The organism is Stieleria varia (assembly GCF_038443385.1).
GTDB classification, from domain to species: domain Bacteria; phylum Planctomycetota; class Planctomycetia; order Pirellulales; family Pirellulaceae; genus Stieleria; species Stieleria varia.
Genome location: NZ_CP151726.1, coordinates 1,481,387 through 1,501,715, shown reverse-complemented (window position 1 = coordinate 1,501,715; position 20,329 = coordinate 1,481,387). Strand labels below are relative to the sequence as shown.

At 54.0% G+C, this 20,329-nt stretch carries 14 protein-coding genes and 1 other RNA gene; 2 read left to right on the top strand and 13 right to left on the bottom strand.

Features of this window, described 5'->3' with window-relative positions; genetic code table 11:
• Positions 1 to 33: 33 nt before the first annotated feature.
• From Pla52nx_RS05275 to Pla52nx_RS05255, 5 genes are all read right to left on the bottom strand, one after another.
• Positions 34 to 921 (bottom strand): rhomboid family intramembrane serine protease, encoded by an 888-nt coding sequence (locus Pla52nx_RS05275; RefSeq protein ID WP_146519508.1) that lies wholly within the window; start codon positions 919 to 921, stop codon positions 34 to 36.
• Positions 922 to 950: 29 nt separating this feature from the next.
• A complete protein-coding gene (locus tag Pla52nx_RS05270) occupies positions 951 to 1,802 on the bottom strand; it encodes a hypothetical protein (protein ID WP_146519507.1) in 852 nt (283 codons plus the stop codon).
• A gap of 171 nt (positions 1,803 to 1,973) precedes the next feature.
• Complete coding sequence (locus Pla52nx_RS05265; RefSeq protein WP_146519506.1) at positions 1,974 to 3,113, bottom strand: HD domain-containing phosphohydrolase; 1,140 nt, start codon at positions 3,111 to 3,113, stop codon at positions 1,974 to 1,976.
• Positions 3,106 to 4,287: a response regulator gene (locus tag Pla52nx_RS05260; protein WP_146519505.1), complete on the bottom strand. Its 1,182-nt coding sequence runs from the start codon at positions 4,285 to 4,287 to the stop codon at positions 3,106 to 3,108. Before Pla52nx_RS05260 ends, Pla52nx_RS05265 begins: the two co-directional genes overlap by 8 nt.
• The gene (locus tag Pla52nx_RS05255; RefSeq protein WP_146519504.1) at positions 4,284 to 5,324 is read right to left on the bottom strand and encodes an ATP-binding protein; all 1,041 of its coding nucleotides are present in this window, start codon (positions 5,322 to 5,324) and stop codon (positions 4,284 to 4,286) included. Before Pla52nx_RS05255 ends, Pla52nx_RS05260 begins: the two co-directional genes overlap by 4 nt.
• Before the next feature lie 222 nt (positions 5,325 to 5,546).
• Between Pla52nx_RS05255 and Pla52nx_RS05250 the strand changes: the two genes are divergently transcribed.
• Positions 5,547 to 6,668 carry an ISAs1 family transposase gene (locus Pla52nx_RS05250; protein ID WP_342190214.1) on the top strand — a complete coding sequence of 374 codons (1,122 nt, stop codon included), beginning with the start codon at positions 5,547 to 5,549 and terminating at the stop codon, positions 6,666 to 6,668.
• Here the strand turns inward: Pla52nx_RS05250 and Pla52nx_RS05245 are convergent.
• The 7 genes from Pla52nx_RS05245 to ssrA all read right to left on the bottom strand — a co-directional run bounded on the left by Pla52nx_RS05245 (position 6,638) and on the right by ssrA (position 17,160).
• Positions 6,638 to 7,354: a hypothetical protein gene (locus tag Pla52nx_RS05245; protein WP_197454188.1), complete on the bottom strand. Its 717-nt coding sequence runs from the start codon at positions 7,352 to 7,354 to the stop codon at positions 6,638 to 6,640. The two genes, Pla52nx_RS05250 and Pla52nx_RS05245, sit on opposite strands and share 31 nt — an antisense overlap.
• Positions 7,355 to 7,389: 35 nt before the next feature.
• The gene (locus Pla52nx_RS05240) at positions 7,390 to 9,327 is read right to left on the bottom strand and encodes a putative bifunctional diguanylate cyclase/phosphodiesterase (protein ID WP_231741605.1); all 1,938 of its coding nucleotides are present in this window, start codon (positions 9,325 to 9,327) and stop codon (positions 7,390 to 7,392) included.
• On the bottom strand, positions 9,324 to 11,510 hold the full coding sequence (locus tag Pla52nx_RS05235; protein WP_146517934.1) for a DAHL domain-containing protein: 2,187 nt from the start codon (positions 11,508 to 11,510) through the stop codon (positions 9,324 to 9,326). The genes Pla52nx_RS05240 and Pla52nx_RS05235 overlap by 4 nt, the downstream gene beginning before the upstream one ends.
• On the bottom strand, positions 11,507 to 12,565 hold the full coding sequence (locus Pla52nx_RS05230) for a cytochrome-c peroxidase (protein ID WP_197454186.1): 1,059 nt from the start codon (positions 12,563 to 12,565) through the stop codon (positions 11,507 to 11,509). Before Pla52nx_RS05230 ends, Pla52nx_RS05235 begins: the two co-directional genes overlap by 4 nt.
• Positions 12,566 to 12,860: 295 nt before the next feature.
• Positions 12,861 to 14,888 carry a PAS domain-containing sensor histidine kinase gene (locus Pla52nx_RS05225; protein ID WP_231741604.1) on the bottom strand — a complete coding sequence of 676 codons (2,028 nt, stop codon included), beginning with the start codon at positions 14,886 to 14,888 and terminating at the stop codon, positions 12,861 to 12,863.
• A gap of 343 nt (positions 14,889 to 15,231) precedes the next feature.
• The gene (locus Pla52nx_RS05220) at positions 15,232 to 15,621 is read right to left on the bottom strand and encodes a RedB (protein ID WP_231741603.1); all 390 of its coding nucleotides are present in this window, start codon (positions 15,619 to 15,621) and stop codon (positions 15,232 to 15,234) included.
• 1,166 nt (positions 15,622 to 16,787) lie between these two features.
• Positions 16,788 to 17,160: a transfer-messenger RNA gene (gene ssrA, locus Pla52nx_RS05215) on the bottom strand.
• 371 nt (positions 17,161 to 17,531) lie between these two features.
• Between ssrA and Pla52nx_RS05210 the strand changes: the two genes are divergently transcribed.
• Positions 17,532 to 18,056: a hypothetical protein gene (locus tag Pla52nx_RS05210; protein ID WP_146517933.1), complete on the top strand. Its 525-nt coding sequence runs from the start codon at positions 17,532 to 17,534 to the stop codon at positions 18,054 to 18,056.
• Here Pla52nx_RS05210 and Pla52nx_RS05205 read toward each other — a convergent pair whose 3' ends face one another.
• Positions 18,057 to 20,267, bottom strand: coding sequence for an amino acid permease (locus Pla52nx_RS05205; RefSeq protein ID WP_231741602.1), 2,211 nt, complete (start codon positions 20,265 to 20,267; stop codon positions 18,057 to 18,059).
• Positions 20,268 to 20,329 lie beyond the last annotated feature (62 nt).

Below are 20,329 nucleotides of genomic sequence, written 5' to 3'. Positions count from 1 at the left end.
AATCGCAACCTTCTCGCTACAGCACGACGGATCTCAAACCGACGCGATGGCGGCTGCCCAAGCGACAACCACGATTCCCATCGCCACAACGCCGGCCGCCAGTTGAAAACGACCGTTGGCGAGCCAACCATCAGGCAATCGCGCGACCGCCCAACCGGTCACCATGCCTGCGACAAACCCGGTGACGTGAGCGGCGACATCCGTCCGTTCGCCAGCCGTGCCGGTCAGCGACAGCATCAACACGCCACCGATCAATGGGCTCCATCGCTGCAACGAAGTCTGCGATTGCCGGTCACGTGGACGCAACGCATGACTGACCATCATTCCCAACATCGCAAACACGGCCGTTGATGCTCCGATCGACACGTGATCGGCATCACGCAACATGGCGTTCAGTGCGTTGCCAGCGGCCCCCGCGACGACAATCGACAACCAAGCCACACCGCCGCCCAAAATCCTCCCCGCCAGAAATCCAAAGACGCAGCCGAAGCCGAGGTTGGAAAGCACATGAGCCGCATCGACATGCAGGGTCAACGCCGTCACAACTCTCCACCACTGACCGGCCATCACGTCGCCCGCTCGCATGCTGCCGATCAAGTGCCAAGAAGAGTCCGACTCGGCAGGCCCCGCTTGAATGGCAAACGATACGATCACCACCGCGTACACGACCGCGCCGGCGATTGCGCCGCCGAAGACACGCACGCGAGACAATTCTCGTGGCGTCTCGACCACGTTGTCTTCCTGATACCCGTGCAACTCATCGATCGCCCGATCACGATCCTCGGCGGATACCACCAGATTCCAATTGCCACCTAGATGCACAGCCTCGGACGCGATCCCCGCTGATTCCAGCACCAAGCGGTACTCACGACATAGATCGCCGCGGCGCGACTGAAAGACGATTTCGCCGTCGGATAACATTCCAGTTGTCTCGTATTGGCTCGCGGCAACTACTTCGCTTGCTTGACAAGATGAATCGCGCGGGCGTCCAACAATGCCCCCTTGGCGATCTTCACCGCCCCGATCCGCAATTGATAATCACCCGGTTTTTCGATTCGAATGTTGCCCAAATGATTCCAGCGGAAATTCTGGAAGTGTCCAGTATCGATGGTTTCAAAAGACAGCTTCGCCACGGTGGTTTCACCATCGAGCAACGTGATCATGGCCTCACTGCCACCATGACCCGCACCGCATCCTTGCAGCACCGCGACCGAGTACTCGCCCGCCTCGCTGACCTTCAAGTCCCAAGTCGCATAGTCGGTGGGGATCGTCCAGTATCCGATGGTGTTCTTGTACCACTGCGGTTCATAGCGCAGTTTTTCGCCAAACGTCTTTCCGTCGTGCGCGTGCAGCATGATCGAACCGTCCCCCGCAGGTTCTGTCGCAGGACATTGCGCCAGCACCACCGGCTCCTCGTCCAATTCCACCTTGATCATCGCATCGGCTTGGACATCTTTCTTCCATGAAAAGACCCAATGATCGGGCTCCGGGGCAAACGAAAGATTTTGTTGTGCATCATCAAGCCATCGTAGCGATCGAATGGGCGCACAAAGTCGCGGAATGCTAAGCTTGCGAGCCTGCAGGGATCCGGCCTTGGGCACCAAAAACAGCTCACGCGAATGAACATAAACATTCACGCCCGGGCCGCTGAGCGCCGCAGCCCACTTGGCATCCGCTGGTAACTTTGATGCCGGCACCGGGGATGACTCACCGTCTTGAGCCGGCAGCGCCGTGGGGAGAGTGCCAAACAATGCAATCACAGCCAGGGTGATTGCCGACGAAGCTGGGGAAAAAGTAAGCATGTTCGCCCGCGAGAGAACGAGGGAAGGGGGATGTTTTCGCCTTGATGATAGTTGAAAACCGAGAGCCCCGTCACCACGGACGCGTGTTCACGACAACATCGACCAGTAACATCGACCAGCAACATCGACATTGCGTGTTCTCAGCAGACAGGTCCGCTTGTTGAATTTCGACTAGATAGCGGGACAAGTAACGTTCGAACTAACGATCTTGATCTTTCCAGTCAGGGTCTTGTTTCGTGCAAAATTCTCCAGCAATCGCAACGCCGATGATGTGATCGTCTGGCCTTTGGACATCATCAGAATCCCACTGGAGTTGAATAGGTCTTGTGCGATGACCATTCCCGCAGTGACTTGGCGGACATCGACTTCTAGGATCTCGAAGTTTCGTTCATGTTTAACAAAATCCGCAAGCGCGTCAAAAAGTTCCGGCGCGTATTCGAGTCGAGACTGTTGTAGCTTAGCGAGTGCGTGCAGTGGACTTTCGCTAGCCAGCTCGCAGCAATCGTAGTCCAACGCCAGTTTGAGGATCATGGATTTTTGCTTCAAGGAATCTGACAAGGCGGTCGGCCTGGAGCTTGCCTGATTCTCGATGATGGCGGAGACCTCGTCCATTCGCGGGATATTTTGAAGCAGTTCGCTTGCCAGTTCCGGGTGTTTGTTGAACTGGGAATGTTCTTCCACCGTTAAGGGTTGACCGTTCAGCTTCTTATTCAACAGTTCCGCTGGCAGGGATACGCAGCCCAACGACGAAAGCATTGCGGCGATGTCCAGTTGCCATTGATTCTCGACCGGCACCCGCTTCAGGATCCCATCCACGGTTGCCCGAACACGAGTGGACTGACCAAAGGCGAGCGGGCTGACGAGAGCCAGAACGTCTGCCAGGACCTTTACGCTGCCGTGAAGTGTACCTTCCACCAGTTCACGCTCGGCTTCGATCAGTTCGTATTGCCGGAGTCCATCTCGGAGCGCTTTCGCCATGACGTCCTCATCGCAGGGCTTCGCCAGAAAGCGAAATATATTTCCCTCGTTGACTGCTGCGATGGTAGTATTGAGTTCGGCGAATCCGGTGAGGATCATTCGCACCGTATCCGGGTGTGAGTCTCGCACTCGTTTGAGCAATTGGACGCCGTTCATTTCAGGCATCCGCATGTCAGAAACGACAACTGCGAACGGATCGTGATCCGCCAGAATTTCCAACGCCTCATGGGGGCCTGTGGCCGTGGTGATGTTAAAGTCTTCACCCTGTTGGCGTACGATACCCTTCAGCATCATTTCGTCATCGTCGACAAACAAGACTCTCGTGTTAGGCATTGGAATCCTCCATCACTGCCTCTAGGTACATAGCTTTCCATTGGCTCAACCGTTTGCAAAACGCTTCAGTGGTTGAGTTGGAACCAGACAATAGGTCACTGTCGGTACTACCGTGTGCGATCCAGTTCGCCCCGAAAACGATTTGGCATATCAACCCTGATCGAGAACAGAGATCCAGGCTGTGGTGGGATCCGACGGCTTGGACAATTTCCGTCGGCAGCCCCCACGTTTCCAACAGATAGGCGCCGACGCCCGCATGAGAGGCGCCGAATTCTTGCATCTCCAATTCGACTTCCCATACCCCCTGGTGGGCTGACCTTGTGATCAGACCGCCATATCTTTCTTCAAAGGCATTCAGCAAGACCATTTTGCCGATATCATGCAGCAGTCCGCCGGAACAGGCTGTATTGATTGTTGAGGCATCCGTGTTTTCCCATCCCGCGATCAGGCGACTGATGCGGGCAACTTCGATGCTATGTGTGAACAACTGTCGTGTCGTCGTCGCAGTCGATTCCCGTTCGGATGAAAAAACAGACAGCGACAAAGCCAAGGCCCGAGTGATCTCGGAGCCCAATACGGAAAGGGCACGCTCCACTGCCACAACCGGTTGGCGTAGTCCGAAAATGGCAGAATTCGCCAACTGCAGAATCTTTGCGCAGAGCATGGGATCTTGCATGACAACTTTTGCAAGCGATGCAGATGTACTGGAATTCGACTCCAATGAGCTGTTGAACTGCGTGACGATGGTCGGCAGCGATGGCAGGCAGTTGGCCCGTCCGATCGCACTGAGGATCTCTGTTGACGAGATCGTCTGTTGAAAAACCTCCGCCCGCCGGATGATATCGATTAGCTTCTGCGGATCACATGGTTTGGACAAATACTGATGCATCGGACGGATGGCCTGCAGTACGGTTTCCCGATCAGCCTGCCCCGACAGGACGACACGCAGGACTTGCGGGAAACGCAGTTCAACGGCATCCAATAATTGCGATCCGTCCATCCCGGGCATTCGCATATCGGTGACGACGACATTGAACTCGTCCTCCTCCAACATCTCAAGTGCACCCTTTCCTGACAAAGCCGTTTCGACTTCCCAGTCGGCAACCTCGCTCTCGATCATGCGGCTCACACCCCGCAAGACTTGTGCTTCATCATCGACTAATAAGATCTTCATATAGCATCCTCCATCGCCGGCGTGAATTCCTGCTTTGAGTTGTCATTGTCGCACGAAAGCTGCAGTGGAATGCGAATCTCGAAGGTCGTGCCCTGACCTTCCTCGACATCAAAAGTCAGCTTCCCACCATGCTTTTGTGCGATCACCGAATGTGCGATCGCCAGCCCTTGACCAGTGCCCTTTCCGACTTCTTTTGTCGTAAAGAAGGGCTCGAACACGCGTTTGCGAACGTGTTCTGGAATACCGCCACCAGTGTCTCGAATGGACACACAAGCAAACCTACCGTCAGAGCGAGTGCAAATGGTGATCTTCCCCTTTTCAAATTTTCCTGCCGCCACGCGATCGCCGATCGCATGAGCCGCGTTGACGATGATGTTCAGGAATGCTTGATTCAATTCGCTTTGCAAGGCCGGGATGTCGGGCAGTGATTCATCGAATTGCGTGACCACATCCGCGACGTACTTCCACTCGCTGCGGGCAACGGTGATGGTCGATTCAAGGATGTGGTTCAGCCCGACGAGCGACATATCGTCGCCGCCCGGGTGCGAAAATTCTTTCATCGCCGACACAATCTTTGCAACGGCTTCGGCACCCTGAATCGAGTCCGAAAGCGCTTCGGGGATTTGCTCAAGAGTGGATCTGATCTTGCGAGGTTTCAGCGGCGATGTAAGAGATCGTCGCATTTCAAGTAGCTGCTCGTCAGTGACTTCTTCATCGATCAGTGACGGCAGGACATCGAGGAGTTGCTGCAGTCGCTCGATTGACTTCGCCACGTATCGGACGTTGTCGCCGATGTACTGCATCGGTGTATTGATCTCGTGAGCCACCCCGGCGGCAAGTTGCCCGACGGATTCAAGCCGTTGTGCTTGATCGAGTTGTGATTGCAAGATCCTTTGCTGCGTCACATCATTGGCAAGGATCAAAATCGATGCGGCAGCCGAGTCGCATAACACCGGGCACACTCGCATATCAAGCGTTCTAGTCTGGCCGTTTGAATCGACGAACTGCACTTCCTCGTGACGCCCGTGCCGTGCCATTTTGTCGTCCACAAAATCATAGACGGCAATTGGATCAGCCCATTGTATCGGCAACTCCGCGAATTTTTTGCCGATGGCCTGCTGTTTCTCAATGCCCAGCAATTCGGTAGCAACTCAGGGCGATTGCGCCACACTGGGTAATTTGCGAAGATGAGCGAAGATTCGTGTTTGGGTCGCTGAGATGCAGTGGCTGGGCGAATCGACTCGCTCAGGATTGGCTTGATGGAACGCTCTGCTTCACTGATTGAAAAACTTAATACCGTTTCCGATCCACGACCGGGCGAGCCGATTTATCCGCTTGTCAATATTCTCTTTATGACGATCTGTGCGGTGATCGCTGGTGCGGATGATTTCGTTGCGATCGCTAAGTTTGCCAACACAAAGAAAGAATGGTTCTCCAAGTTCCTGGATATGACCGCAGGAGTTCCATCGCACGATCGTTTCAACGCCATCCTCAATGCGGTCAAACCTGAAGAGTTTGAACCGATGCTGCTCGAATGGATCACTCAGCTTCACAAGATCACCGATGGCCAAGTCATTGCGATCGACGGCAAGACTCTTCGCAGAAGCTACGACACTGCGACCGGCAAAGCTGCCATCCACATGGTCAGTGCATGGGCGACGGCTAACCACATCAGCCTTGGACAAACGGTGGTCGATGCGAAGAGCAACGAGATCACAGCGATTCCTAAATTGCTGGAAATCATCGACGTTTCCGGAGGTTTGGTAACGATTGATGCAATGGGCTGCCAAACAGAGATCGCTGCAAAGATCGTTGACGAAGGTGCGGACTATTGCTTGGCAGTGAAAGGGAACCAACCGACACTTCACGAGGGAATCAAGGCCTTCTTCTTGGATCATCTTGAGGATGACTTTGCCCGAATCGAGGTGTTTGAACATCACACGAAGGAGACCGATCACGGACGTGTGGATGAGCGTAGCTACTACTTGTGCAAGGTTCCCAGCGATCTTCCAGACGCCAGTCGTTGGAAAAATCTCAGTGCCATCGGTATGTCGATCAACAACACGGAACGTCGAAAGGGCGACGAGATCGCAGTGCGTTATTACATACTCAGCAAAACACTTGAAGGAGAATCGTTTGCCTGTGCTGTGCGTAACCACTGGGGCATCGAGAACAGCTGTCATTGGCAGTTGGACGTGACGTTTGGCGAAGACCAATGTCGCATTCGCAAAGGTCATGGTGACGAGAACTTCAGCACGCTTAGACGGACGGCCTTAAGCTTGCTCAAGCAAGAGAAAACTGCGAAGTGTGGAGTCAAGAACAGGCGGCTCACCGCCGGGTGGGACGATGACTACATGGAAAAGGTCGTTTTCAGTCGGTAAATCGCCGTGCAATCGCCCTGGGTAGCAACTCGATTCCAGCGTGAGACGCAACCGAATTCATTGACGCTGATCAGAATACTGGAGATTGAATCAAGAAGCATTTCTGCATTGGCGTCCGCCGCTCGCAGTTTCTGAGTTTGCTCTCCGGCCCTTTGTTGCATTCCGGCTATTCGCTGCAGTGATTCTTCCAGCAGACGTCTTTTCTCACACAATGACGTCGCCAACTGCACCGCTTCGATTTCGTCAAACGGCTTTTTGAGAACAAGTAGCCTGTCGGTGTGTCCAAGCCGACTCGTGATATCTTCCCAACTGTGGTCGGAAAATGCCGTGCAAATCACCACCTGGAGATGCGGGTCGACCCGCCACAGATGTTCAATCGTCTCAACACCGTCCCAACCCGGTGGCATGCGCATATCGACAAATGCAGCACCAAAGGAATCGCCGTTCTGGTGCGCTCGCTGCACAATACCAAAACCCTCTTTGCCCTGCATCGCGTGTGTCAACGCGAAAGTCGGCTTGCCTTTTGAGCCATTGGACTGTTGGTTGCCAAACAACTCGGCATCCAACTCGCTCAAGTCGTTGCACTGGTCGTCGGCAGCGAAGATCTTATCGAAGTCCCTGTGGATGGCCTCGTTGTCATCGATAATCAGGATCCGGCGATAGCCGCTCTCAGGTTGTTGTCTCATAGACATGCTCCGTTTCAATGTTTCTGTTGGTCTGGTTACTTGAGGATTTCGGATATGGAATCTGAAACACAACTGGACGAGTCGGGGGGAGCGAGTGGGAGAACTGCGGCTGAGTGGTACTGCCCTAACTGGAAAGCAGTATCCAACTCTTCTGCAGGAAGCGGTTTTCCATACAGGTAGCCTTGAATCTGTGTGAACCCTTCCTCGCGAACGCAGCGAGCCTGCTCCTCGGTTTCGATTCCTTCGGCAGTTGTCTCGATGCCCAGACATTCGCCCAGCTTGGCAACCGTCCTTACGATCGCCAACACGCCGGACTCATGAATCTCCTGCACAAATGACTTGTCCATTTTCAGCTTGTCGAATGCGAATCGACGTAAGTAGCTCAGGGACGAATATCCGGTGCCGAAATCGTCCAGCACGACGCGAACACCGAGCTCTTTGATTTCATTGAGCTGGTCGAGTGTGTTCGAATCGTCGCTCAGCAGTACGGATTCCGTGATTTCGATTTCAAGTCGACTCGGTTCAAGACCGCTGGAATAGATCGCCCGAGCAACGCTCTCTGGTACCCGACCGGTTCTGAATTGCACCGGCGAAACGTTGACAGCGACACGAATATCGCTCGGCCAAAGCTGCGCTTGACGACAAGCTTCGATCAATACCCAGTCGCCAATCGGACGAATGAGTCCAGTCTCTTCCGCGAGAGGGATGAATCGGTCGGGAAGGATGAGCCCCAGTTCTGGATCCTGCCATCGCAGAAGAGCTTCAAAAGCGCATACCTGTCTCGAATCCGACTTTATCAATGGCTGAAAATGCAAGGTGAATCGCTGGAATTGCACAGCATCTCGTAGCTTCTGCTCCAGTTGACGTCGCTCTCTCAGTTGCCGATCCATCTCCGGTTCGAAAAACCGGGCGCAAGAACGACCGTCCTGTTTGGCCTGATAAAGTGCGATATCCGCGTTTCTGAACAGATCGCAGGGCGTACGCCCATCATTGGGGTAAACCGCGATACCGATACTAGCACTGACCCTTACGGTCTCACCGTCAATGTCGATCGGTTCGTTGATCGCTGAACGGATCCTTGCCACGACCAACGCAGTTTCACTCGCGTCCTGCCGCTCGCAAACCACTGCAAACTCGTCACCGCCAAACCTGGAGACCATCCCCGATTGACCGACAGCACCTGCAAGTCGCTGGCCAACTGTACGTAGCAGTTCGTCACCGCTGGGATGCCCCAACGTGTCGTTGACAAACTTGAAATGATCGAGATCAACGATCAACACCGTCAACGCTTCAGCTTCATTGCCTCCACATCCGGCCATCTGCAATGACTCTGCCAGTCGCTCATCGAACTTGACGCGGTTTGCCAAGCCAGTCAGGCCATCGTGCAGCGCGGCGTGTTCCAACGCAGCAGTTCGCTCGTGAACGAGCCTTTCCAAAATCTGATGCTTTATCCCCGCCTCCAAGGTGGCGTCCCGTTTGCGAATCAGGGCTTGAGCCAACTGAAGGACCTCCACATCGTCGAAGGGCTTCTTGAGAATCAACAGATTGTCGGTTTGTCCGATCCGAGACATGACCTCGTCCCAAGGTCGGTCGCTGAATGCCGTACACAACACCACTTGCAAAGCAGGCGACACTCGCCACAGGTTCTCGATCGTCTCCAGTCCATCCATACCCGGCGGCATCCGCATATCAACAAACGCCACGGAGTAGGGATCATTCTGCTCCATGGCATCGACGACCATTTGCACAGCATCATGCCCCTGATAGACAGAGTCGATTCGCAAATCTCGACGGTCCGATGACGAAGAACCGCAAGTCGGTTCACCATCTTGATCTGGCGCCAGTTGAAAGTCATCAATTCCAGGAAGCTCTTCGATGCACGATGTAAAAACCTTTCGGTAATCCTCGTGGATCAACGGATTGTCATCGACAATCAGAATTCGATGAGAAAAAGGTTTGCGTGCAAGTATCACAACACGGTCTCCATAAGTTGCGTTGGTTTGTGGTTGGCATCAATCGGCTTGAAAGGCACCCTGAGATCAAACGTGGCTCCTGTTCCAACGCCGTCGCTGTGAACAGTCAGTTTGCCACCCATTTCTGTGGCCGCGTTGGCGCTACTGTGCAGCCCAAAACCATGACCGGCTTTCTTGGTCGTGAATCCGTGTTGGAATATCTTGTCGCGTTTGTCCGCCGGGATCCCGATGCCATTGTCGGAGACCCGGAAGACGACGAATTGATCGTCCGACGTGGCACTGACCTTGATACAAGGATGGTCCCCCCGTTGCTCGTTTATCGCGTCCTTGGCATTCTTGATCAGGTTGATCAGGATCTGCAGTATCCGATGCTTGTCTGACCAAAACAGCGGCACACTATCAGCGACGAGCTCTTCAATCGGAATGCGATGACTCGCCAGCGCGCCTTTGTTGGCGGACAGCGATTCACGGATCAAATCCCTTGCGTCGAGTTCCTGAATCAGACCAGAGGACTTGGCCATCGACTGCTGCATGCTGACGATTTCCTTGATGTGCTCAACGTTCTTGACGAGTTCATCAAACTCCTGATTCAACTTCTCTCGCTCGCCGCAAAGCGCGTCGGTCACCTTGCGAACGTAGGCCGGGACTTTGCGGCCACGCTCGTCATCCCGGACAAATTCGTCGAACTTCGTCTCGTGTTCGGCTATCAGTTGGGAAACCTTCTCGAGATTGGCAAGCGCACTTTTTGAGAACTGTCTGCGGATGACCGACGCCGAAACGTTCACACTGTTGAGGATGTTGCCCACGTTGTGCAGCACTCCGGTGGCGATCTCCGCCATACCAGCTTGGCGAGACGCATCCACCAGATCGGCGTGTAGTTTTTCGTTCTCACATTGCGCTTCAATGCGCTCCGTGATGTCCGAAATAATCGCGATATAGCGATGAACTTGCCCGTGATCGTTTCGAATCGGACGTGCCTCGATATCCACCCAAATGGGCAGATTGTCTTTCGTGTAATTGATCATCGACGCATTGAACGGCTCGCAGCAGTCGACACATGCCTTCAATTCGCTGTGCTGCTGTGTACTTGAGTTTTGTCCATGAAGAAACTCGTCGAGCCGTTTGCCCGCCACTTCGTTCAATTCATAACCGAAAATCTGTGTGAATCCGACATTGACCCACTCAACCGCGGAATCAGCATCCGCGATGATGACGGCATTGTCCGTAAAACGCGCAACGAGCGCCATTTTCTGTGCTTCTTCCTTTTGCATCGCCAACATCTCGTTTGCAGCGGTCAATCCTGCTGTTCGTTCCGCAACTTGCTCGTCCAATTCCAGGTTGGCCTTGAACAATTGGGCACGTTGGCGAAAAACAAGAACGTACTGAAAGATACAAGACGCAATTAGCACCACGATACATATCAACAATCCCGATCGGTATAACGTGGCGGATGCGGCTTTTGAATCTCGCTTCTGAGCCACATCGTTTAGGAATTGCAGAGCGGTTTCTCGAACAGGTATGGCGATCAATGCCTCAATGGAATCGTCCAGCCCGAGTCGTCGTTCGACTAACTTGGTCGCGTGCTTCAGAGCAAGCGACAAAGATTCATTGCGCTGCAGCTCGCCACCGTCTCCTGTTCTGGCCATATCTTCACACTCGGAAATCACTTTTTCAAACGCGTCTCGATCGTCGGTGGATCCAGAAATCACGAAGCGAGAGCCATGCGTACCCAAAGTTGACAGCCGTGAAGCGACTGACTGGATGTGGCCTAACTCATCCATTGTCTTTTGAGTGTATCGTTGAAAACCAGCAGTTGAATTTCGAACGATCGCGTGATCCGCCTTGAAATCTCCCACCAGTGTGCATTTCTGACTGACCAACGGACGGAATGTCTCGTCAATCAATGAGTTGGCACCACTATCCAGATCGTCGGAACTTTGCGAGAAAAGTGAATCAACCAGTTCTTGTTCGTGTCGTGCCAACTCATCGTAATCGTTCACTATCCCAAGGCGCAATTTCAAGACCGCCTGGTCGAGTCTTGAATTGAGTTCATTGATGTTCCGGGCCGCCTTCTCCGCGGCCGCAAACTCGTTAGCGCCGTTGTCAGCTGATCTGAAAAACAGCAACGCAATGACAACCAGGAATCCGGCAATAAGAGTTGATGTCAGAACACGTGTAATCACCTGAGGTCCTCCTCCACTTGCCCTGTCAGTGAAACCAGAAATGCCCTGATCCTGGCGATCTCTTTGTCCGAGAAAGATTCTCCTAATTGGAACTCAGCCATTATTCGAATTGCTTCCTCAAGAGAAGCGGTACCGCCATCGTGAAAATACGGTGCCGTCAACTGGACATTGCGAAGGCTAGGGATTTTGAATCGATGCAGATCTGATTCTCGTTGCGTGACATTGAGTCTTCCGTTTGACAGCTCGCTGGACGCGTCGAACCGGTCATCAAAATCTTTCATCACACCAAACGTCTGAAACATATTCCCACCAACCAACTGCCCTTGATGACACGAGATGCAGCCGGCGGACTTGAATAGCCGATAGCCGTCCAGTGCATCGCTTGACAAAGCGTCATCGTCGCCTTTCAGATACAAATCAAATGGCGAGTCAACGGTGACAAGCGCGAATTCGTAGGCGACAATCGCGTCAACGATTGAATCGGCAGTGATACCGCCTGGGTACACGCTTCTAAATTCTTGGACAAAATCATGATCGCGGTTGAGCTTGGAAATCACCTCGTCCCAATTGCTACCCATCTCGATTGGATTGTGAATCGGGCCTGGTGCTTGCTCATAGAGATCCTTCGCGCGGCCATCCCAAAACTGAGCGATTGACAAGCTGCTGTTCAGGACTGTTGGCGCATTGAGCCCACCGATCTGTCCATCGATCCCCAACGAACCTGGCCGGCCGTCATCACCACCTTCACTTACATTGTGGCACGAAGCACAGGACAGAGTGTTATTACCTGATAGCCTCACATCGTTAAAAAGCAACTTACCTAACATCACTTTTGATCTCGGCAGATCATGTTTACCGACGAGCGGAGTGATCGGTTCACGGCGAAGCATCGGTTGCTCACTGGAACGTTTGCCAACGACGTCGAGTGCATCTTGGGCATCTAGAGTCGTTACGCACCCGCTATCGGCTTGATGACGACCTGCCAACACCACGACACATACCAGCGAGAGAGTTGCAGTCGAGATCACGGGAATCGTTAAGATTCTAAGCAGCATATTTTGGCAACCTTATCGCATCACGAGTTGACTTTAGATGAATTGACCTTACTCCTGAAACACAAACTTAGGTTTCACGTTTCAGTGGACCGGGAGTAACTAGTGATTTGACCGTTAAGCTCCAGTTTGCCGAAACTTTCTGTTGTTTATCAAAGAGGCCCTCGCTTGCGACGATTGTGAGTTCGACAACCTGCAGAGAAACCACCGTCGCACAAATGCATTCATTACACCCAATGTGCGAGTTGAATTTTGGGAGCGTATTCGCCTTGCCCTCACTGTTCTCGACAGGTGCGGGTCAGCCTACAGTCCCCACCCGTTGAAGCGCGTCATTCGTGTTGGCAGCGACCGGCTTTGCAACGACCGGCTTGGAAGGCACCCTCAGTTCAAACGTGGCTCCAGTTCCATCGCCGTCGCTATGAACAGTCAGTTTGCCACCCATTTCTGTGGCCGCGTTGGCGCTGCTGTGCAGCCCAAAACCATGACCGTTTTTTTTGGTCGTGAATCCGTGTTGGAATATCTTGTCCCGCTTGTTCGCCGAAATCCCGATGCCATTGTCAGAGACCCGAAAGACGACGAACTGATTGTCCGTCGTCGCACTGACCTTGATGCAAGGATGGTCGCCTTTGTGCTCTTTGATGGCGTCTTTGGCATTCTTGATCAAGTTGACGAGAATCTGTAATATCCGATGCTTGTCGGACCAGAACAGCGGCACGCCGTCATCGACGAATTCTTCAATGGGAATGTGATGGTTCGCCAGCGAGTCTTTGTTGGCAGACAACGCCTCGCGGATCAAATCCCTCGCGTCGAGCTCCTGGATCAGGCCAGACGACTTGGCCATCGACTGCTGCATGCTGACGATTTCTTTGATGTGTTCAACGTTATTGACGAGTTCATCAAATTCCCGATTCAACGTCTCCCGCTCGCTGCAAAGCGCGTCGGTCACTTTCCGAACGTAGGCCGGGACTTTGCGACCACGTTCGTCGTCTCGCACGAAATCGTCGAACGTCGACTCGTGCTCGGCAATCAGTTGGGAAACCTTCTCGAGATTGGCAAGCGCACTTTTTGAGAACTGCCTGCGTATGACCGACGCCGAAACGTTCACGCTGTTGAGAATGTTGCCCACGTTGTGCAGCACTCCGGTGGCGATCTCTGCCATACCAGCTTGGCGGGACGCATCCACCAATTCGGCGTGCAGTTGCTGATTCTCCTGCTCCGCAACAATGCGTTTCGTCACATCAAACAACGCTCCACTGATCAGGATTATGCTCGAACCGTCGACCGCTGCATTGCACTGACCTTTCTCAGCGATCCAGCGGACGTTGTTTTGCCTGTCAACGATTCGATATTCGTGCTCGAATTCGCATCGTGAACGGATTGCTTGCTCAAGCGTCGCTGTTACCCTTTTAAGATCGTCTGGATGCACCAAGTCCAGCAAACTCATTCCTTCTTCGCCCACGAACTTCTCCGGACCATAGCCAGTCAGTTGTTCAATGTATTCGCTGGCAAAAGTGATCTTTTTGCCCGTCACGGGATCAAACTCGCGGCGATAAATCGCTCCGGGAACGCTGTTGATCGTAGATCTTAGCTGGGCTTCGGCGTCGGCCAAAGACAGTTCCATTCGCTTGCGCTGGGTAATGTCGCTCTGGATGGCGATGAAACGGTCGATGTCGCCTTCCGCGTTTGAAATCGGACGAACTTCCATCGCCAGCCAGAACGGCTCGCCATTCTTCCGGTAGTTAATGATTTCCGTATTGATTCCCTGTCTGTTTTTCACCGCATCTCGCACCATGTCGATCGTTGCCTGATCCGTTTGCGGTCCGTGGAGAAATTCGGCAGGACGCCTTCCCTGCACCTCCTTGAGCGAGTAGCCCGTCATTCGAGTGTAGCCGGCATTGACCCATTCGATGGTCGACTTGGCGTCGGTAATAACAACCGCGTTGTCGGTGTATTTGGCAACCATCGATAGTTTATTGGCTTCCGCCGTCTGTTGCTCCAACAACTCGTAGGCGTTATTGAGTTCCCTCGTCCGTTCCTTGACCTGCCGATCGACATCTTTTTTGGCTATTTCGATCTCCGTTTGGCGAACACACAGCTCGCGAACTTCGTTCCTCAGTCGATAGCAGCCCGGCGCCAGAAATGCGACTTCAAACAACACCCATGCGGCGTGCTCGATCCAGCGGTAAGGGCTTGCCGTAAAAATTCCGAATGCTGAAGCTGGATACCACACGCCGCGCACGGCGTGATCAAACGCCACCACCAGCGTCGCGCTAATGAGGATCTTCCAATCGCGATAGATGCTGAGAATCGCCAATGATGCAAACACGTGGAAGTGTGTTTCAATCCTCCCCCCAGACAAATGGATCAGCAGCGCCGACCATAATACTTGAGTGACGGCGACGACATGCCGGCTGTGTGCTTCCTGTGGGAAAAACCTTATCCAGCAGATTGCGAATGCAGAAAGCGAACCACCAACAATCGCAGCCGCCCAGACGTGCGTATGGATCGCATAGTGCTGACCGATCCAGGTGTGAGGAGAGAGAAATAGGGCTAACACTAAACCTAGCATGAATTGCCCCACCATGATCCAGGTCATGAAACCATGGACCCAGAGGCACTCCTTCTCGTATCTCAGCTTGAATTGTACGTCCGCGTTTGTCAGGTTGAATCTATTGGCCATCGTTGCTCTCATTGCCGAACGCCTTCACTGACGCGATGATCGGGCACCCAAAAACGGGCCAATGGGACACCTCAGTGCTTTCGCCATTGACGCAACGAACGAATTCCGATGAAGCTTGGCAGTCGCCTTCGTGACCACGGTACGGCGTGATCGCGCCACTGAAACTCAGATTCCCATCGCCGTCGTATACAAGAACGTGTCCCGAAACCAAGACACCAAGTCGACGACAGCTCTTCCCGTCAACATCGATATGAATTTGAGTGTCAGCCAGTCCCCTGAGCGCCGTTGTTGAGCGTGACTCAATCCATGAGTCCGTTTCGGACTGCGGGCGATAGGCGAACGCATGCACGTCCGGTTGGCAGTCGAACCGGGTGCTCAATCGCTCCAAACAACGAATCGTGGCGAACGTGCAAGGACATTTCGGGTGGTAACACAAGACAATCTTAGGAGTCGTATCCGATGATCGCTGAACAACACCTGGAATGCCGGCATTGCAAATTGTTTCCAGAACGTTGGATGACGGCCCTGGGCTACTGGAATAGTCCGCGAGTTTTACAAGCCCAGCCAGACCTGAACTCATTAGACAAGCCAGCAAGATCAGTTTTGGAGTTGAAACGCACAACATCTGGAATCACAAGAGTTGAAAACTGGCTTAGCGTGAACACTCGGCGCGTGCACGTAACAGCCGACAGCAACAAGTGCCACAGTCTTCAACGCTAGAATGTCTTTTGAGATCTCACTGCCGAATCCGCTAATGAAATCATCCTTTTTGCAGACAATCTCTCCTTGAACCTGCTGAGAAACACGAACGCCACAGCAACCTCCGGTTTGGCGGAAAACCCTTTCGCTTTGCCGCGTCAATAGTTGCTAGTCTCAAGCCACGATTGATGTTTGCCATGGACTGCCATCATCCACTTTGGGCCACGGGTGTTTTCAAACGCATGGGGGTAACACCCCATGCTCTACGCTATTGACTCCAAGAGTTCAGGCCACAAGATGCGGCCCCAAGATGTTAGGCACCTCAATTGCCGCTCCGATCATCTCTTCAATCAATTCAGCGTCGATCAACAGCGGCGTTCCTTCGATACCGACTCAATCGCGTCGGTCTGCTCAAGCTTGCTCTTTGCGACAACGGGCTAACTGGCATGTGTGTTTGCGACGACATCGCTGAGGATCACACACGTTTCTCACTTCGGCTTTCACACCGATGCGACGTCTACATTGAGCTTCTAGATAGGGAGCGATGCAACCGAGGAGAACTGCGGCGTATGGCGTTCCACATCGGTATTCGTCGGCGAGATTACCGTTTGACGAAATCGAATGGGACCAATAGGACAAATGCGACCGATAAGACCCATCGGTCCTATCAGTCCCATAGGTCCCATCTGTCGGATTTGGCAGATCACTTCGTCGACTGAGGAGTGTCAAATGCCAAGCTCAACGCAGCGCTCACAGCGAGTGCCCAAGCTAAATCCGTTATTTTTCGCTCGTCCCCAGCCACAGAGCACAAAAAAAGCACTTGTGACGAATCACAAGTGCCTTTCAAAATGGAGGCGGGGGGTATCGAACCCCCGTCCCGCGATGCATCCACGACGGCGTCTACGTGTGTAGCCAAGCGTTTATGGACCGAAGTCCGTTTCGCTTACCACGCCGCTGCTCGACAGGCTGCGTGGCTCGCTAGCTCGAATCTTTATTTAATCCGCCGAGTCTCGAACTTGTCGGCGGACGATCCAGAATTGTGACGGACTTTCAGGCGACTCTGGCAGCCACCATCAGTCCGGGCAGCCTGTAATTAGGCAGCCAGTGCGAGATTTTCATCTGCAATTAAAGTTTTGATCAGCTTTTTACGTGGCCAACTGATCAACCACGACACGCAACCATACGCTTCTAGTCATCCGGTCGAATCCAAGTCGCCCCCGATAGAGGGAACTCCAAGGTGTTTCGATCGTCACTTTCCCTGAGGAAGAAGCGATCGGCAACAAGAATCATCGGACCACCGTGCCGCTGAGTCAAGGATGAATCCGCCGATCGAGACAGAATGCTCGCATCAGACCCCACGCATTTGCGTCCGCTTCCTGAGTAGGTGCGTGAGAACCGAACGCTATCGCGTGGCGGCTCATACGTAATCCAACGTGGCCGCAGTGGACATTTTGGTCTGGCGGCTTCGGGCTCGTGGCGAGGGCACTACAATGACGGTGAACTGTCCGCAACAGTCGGTGCAGACCGCGAACTCCAGCGGCAATCGCTCCGTGTGTTTCCAATCCCTCTCAAGCGAATACGAGATCTTCCATGTCCTGCCTGAATGTCCCCAACCGCTTGTTGATCGCTCTGTCTTGCTGTGTCCTCGTCGGTGCTGCCTGCTCAGCTCAAGATTCGCCTCAAACTCCTGCCCAGAAACCTGCGTCCGAACCAGCCCAGGCGGCTTCCGATGCTTCACCGGGCGTCAAGCGTGAACAAGAACTCGCCGAGTACTTGAGCAACTGCAAGTTCGTGGGCAAGTTCACGGTCGACGGCAAAGAGGACACGTTGCCCAAGACGGAGGAGTACACGATCAGCAAATGTGAAAAGTTGCCCGCAGCGGACATGTATCGCATGACGGCACGGATCAAGTACGGCGATGTGGATCAGGAAGTCCCCTTGGAGATCAAGATCTTGTGGGCGGGTGAAACGCCGGTGATCACACTGGACTCGATGTGGATCCCTGGCATGGGAACGTTTGATGCACGGGTGATGATTCGCCGTGGACGTTATGCCGGCAGTTGGCAACACGACGAGCACGGCGGCCACTTGTTCGGACGCATTGTCAAAGAGTGATCAGGATTTCAGCAGCATGCCGCCAGCGCTTCGCACAAAGGCGACGCGTGGCAGATCGCCAGCCAACGCGTCGATGCGTTCCAGCCACTGCTCGTCGTCGCTGTCCGCTGGTGTCTGAAATCCCAAGATGACCAGAGCGGCGTTGCGACTGGTGGTTTGAATAGCAGCGGTCGAGTCTGACGAGACAACGACTTTGGTGACCCCCGGGATCCGGGCTTCCTTGAGCAGCCCTGCCAAGTGCAAGTCGACTTCCTCGATCCCCGCATCACTCTCCACTACGCGTAGCAATCGCAACTGGCGTCCTCGCCAACTGGAGTTCAACAAGATCAAGTGTGCGATCAACACCATCAGTTCACCGTTGGCTCGACCACGCCACCAGACGTCGATCGTGCCCGTCGGCGCTGACATGTCTTCGTCCGGGTCATCGGTTTGCCGCAAGACAATCACGCTGCGCTGCAGGCCTTCGATGTTACGCAACAACCGACCAAACGCCTGCATGCGCTCTGCTTGCAGGGGACAGCCGAGCAGGACCACGTTGGGGCGAAGTTGACCAAGACCTTGGCATTGCACGAGTGCTTCCACGCCACGTGTGTAGTTAGCGGCGACCACGACCGCAGGAAACGCACTGAGTCCAAGATCGCCGATCATAGTGTGCAGAATACGTTCTTGAGAAGTCAACCGTTGTTGATGGTCGCCCAGCTCCCCCGGGATGACTTGACCGAGCGTCAGGATACCGGTTTCGCTGGTCAGCCAGTGGCCGAAAACGACCAAGTGCGGTCGTGAGAAACCGCTACCGCTGAGCGCCAGAACGAACGGCCTCCAGTTCTTGGGGTGGTACAGGTCGTCCTCCAGTTTCAGCAAGTTTTGCCGTGTCCGTTCGAACAACAGCCCGCTGCTGAGGTTGCCCCAGTCGGTCGTGATACCGACGCGTGTGAGGTACCAATGCATCACGGCGACCAATCCGGTTGCCACGGTTGCCCATCGCCAATCGATCAGTAGCATCACCGCGCCACAGCCGACCGCGCCGGCCAGAGAAGTCGTCCAGTGGCAGTAGCGAAACTGGGGTCGATAACTCGGATTGTTCGTGATCGCTTCATAAAACGTCGCGAGATTCAGCAAGCCATACGTCAGCAAAAACGCCATCGTGATCAACGGCGCGATCGTATCGAGATTGGCCAGCATGATGCCCGACTGAGCGATCACTCCGGTGACGATCACGGCCCGCCGTGGCTCGCCGTCCTTGCGAGAACCGGCTGCCATCGGATTGAGTGAACGAAACAGCCTGTCCTTGGCCAGCGATTGCAAGATCCGCGGCGCACCCATCATGCTGCCCAGCGCCGAAGACAACGTTGCTGAGAAGACGCCCGCGCTGATCAGCAAAGGAATCATCGCGATCTTGGAGATGATCAAGTTGTCATCGATCAAAGCTTGTCGGTCACCCGCACCGGCTAAGAAAACGGCTTGCGACGCGTAGATCAGGAACGTAACACCGACCGCCGCGATCGTTCCCCTGGGAATACTTCGGCCGGGTTCACGCAAGTCGCCGGACATATTGGCACCGGCCATGATTCCCGTCACGGCGGGAAAGAACAACGCGAACACGCTCCAAAAGGATTCATTGCCGGTGAACGACGGCCCCATGTTCGAGCGGAGTGTTTCCATATCAAACGATTGAAACGCACCGACGTAAAACGAAATCAATGACAGGACGACGGCAGCGAGAATTCCGTATTGGATCCGTAACGTCCATCCGGCACCGATCCAAACACAGCCGCACACGATGACGTTGGCAATGGTCGCGACCAGCATCGCCGAGGTTCCTTCGGGCAGAAAGAACATCAGGGCTTCCGTGAATCCGATCACGTACATCGCGACCGAGAGTGCTTGGGCGGCAAAGAACAGCAATCCGATCGCGCCGCCGAACTCGGGGCCGAGGCTACGGCTGATCAGAAAGTAGGCGCCGCCGCCCTCGACACGCGTGTTGGTCGCGATGGCGGACAACGACAACGTGGTCAACAGCGTGATAATCTTGCTGGCGGTGACGATCACCAACGCGAGCAACAGCCCGGATTGCCCGACGACGAATCCGAACCTCAGGAACATGATGACGCCGAGGATCGTCAGCACGCAGGGGGTGAAGACGCCGCCGAAGGTGCCGAATTGATTTCCGACGTTGCGAACTCCATCGCTCGGTCGGTTGCCGCTGGACATGAAATGTTCCGGGTCAAATGTTGCAGGAATCGCAGATCACGGTGCTAAAACAGTCATCGTCG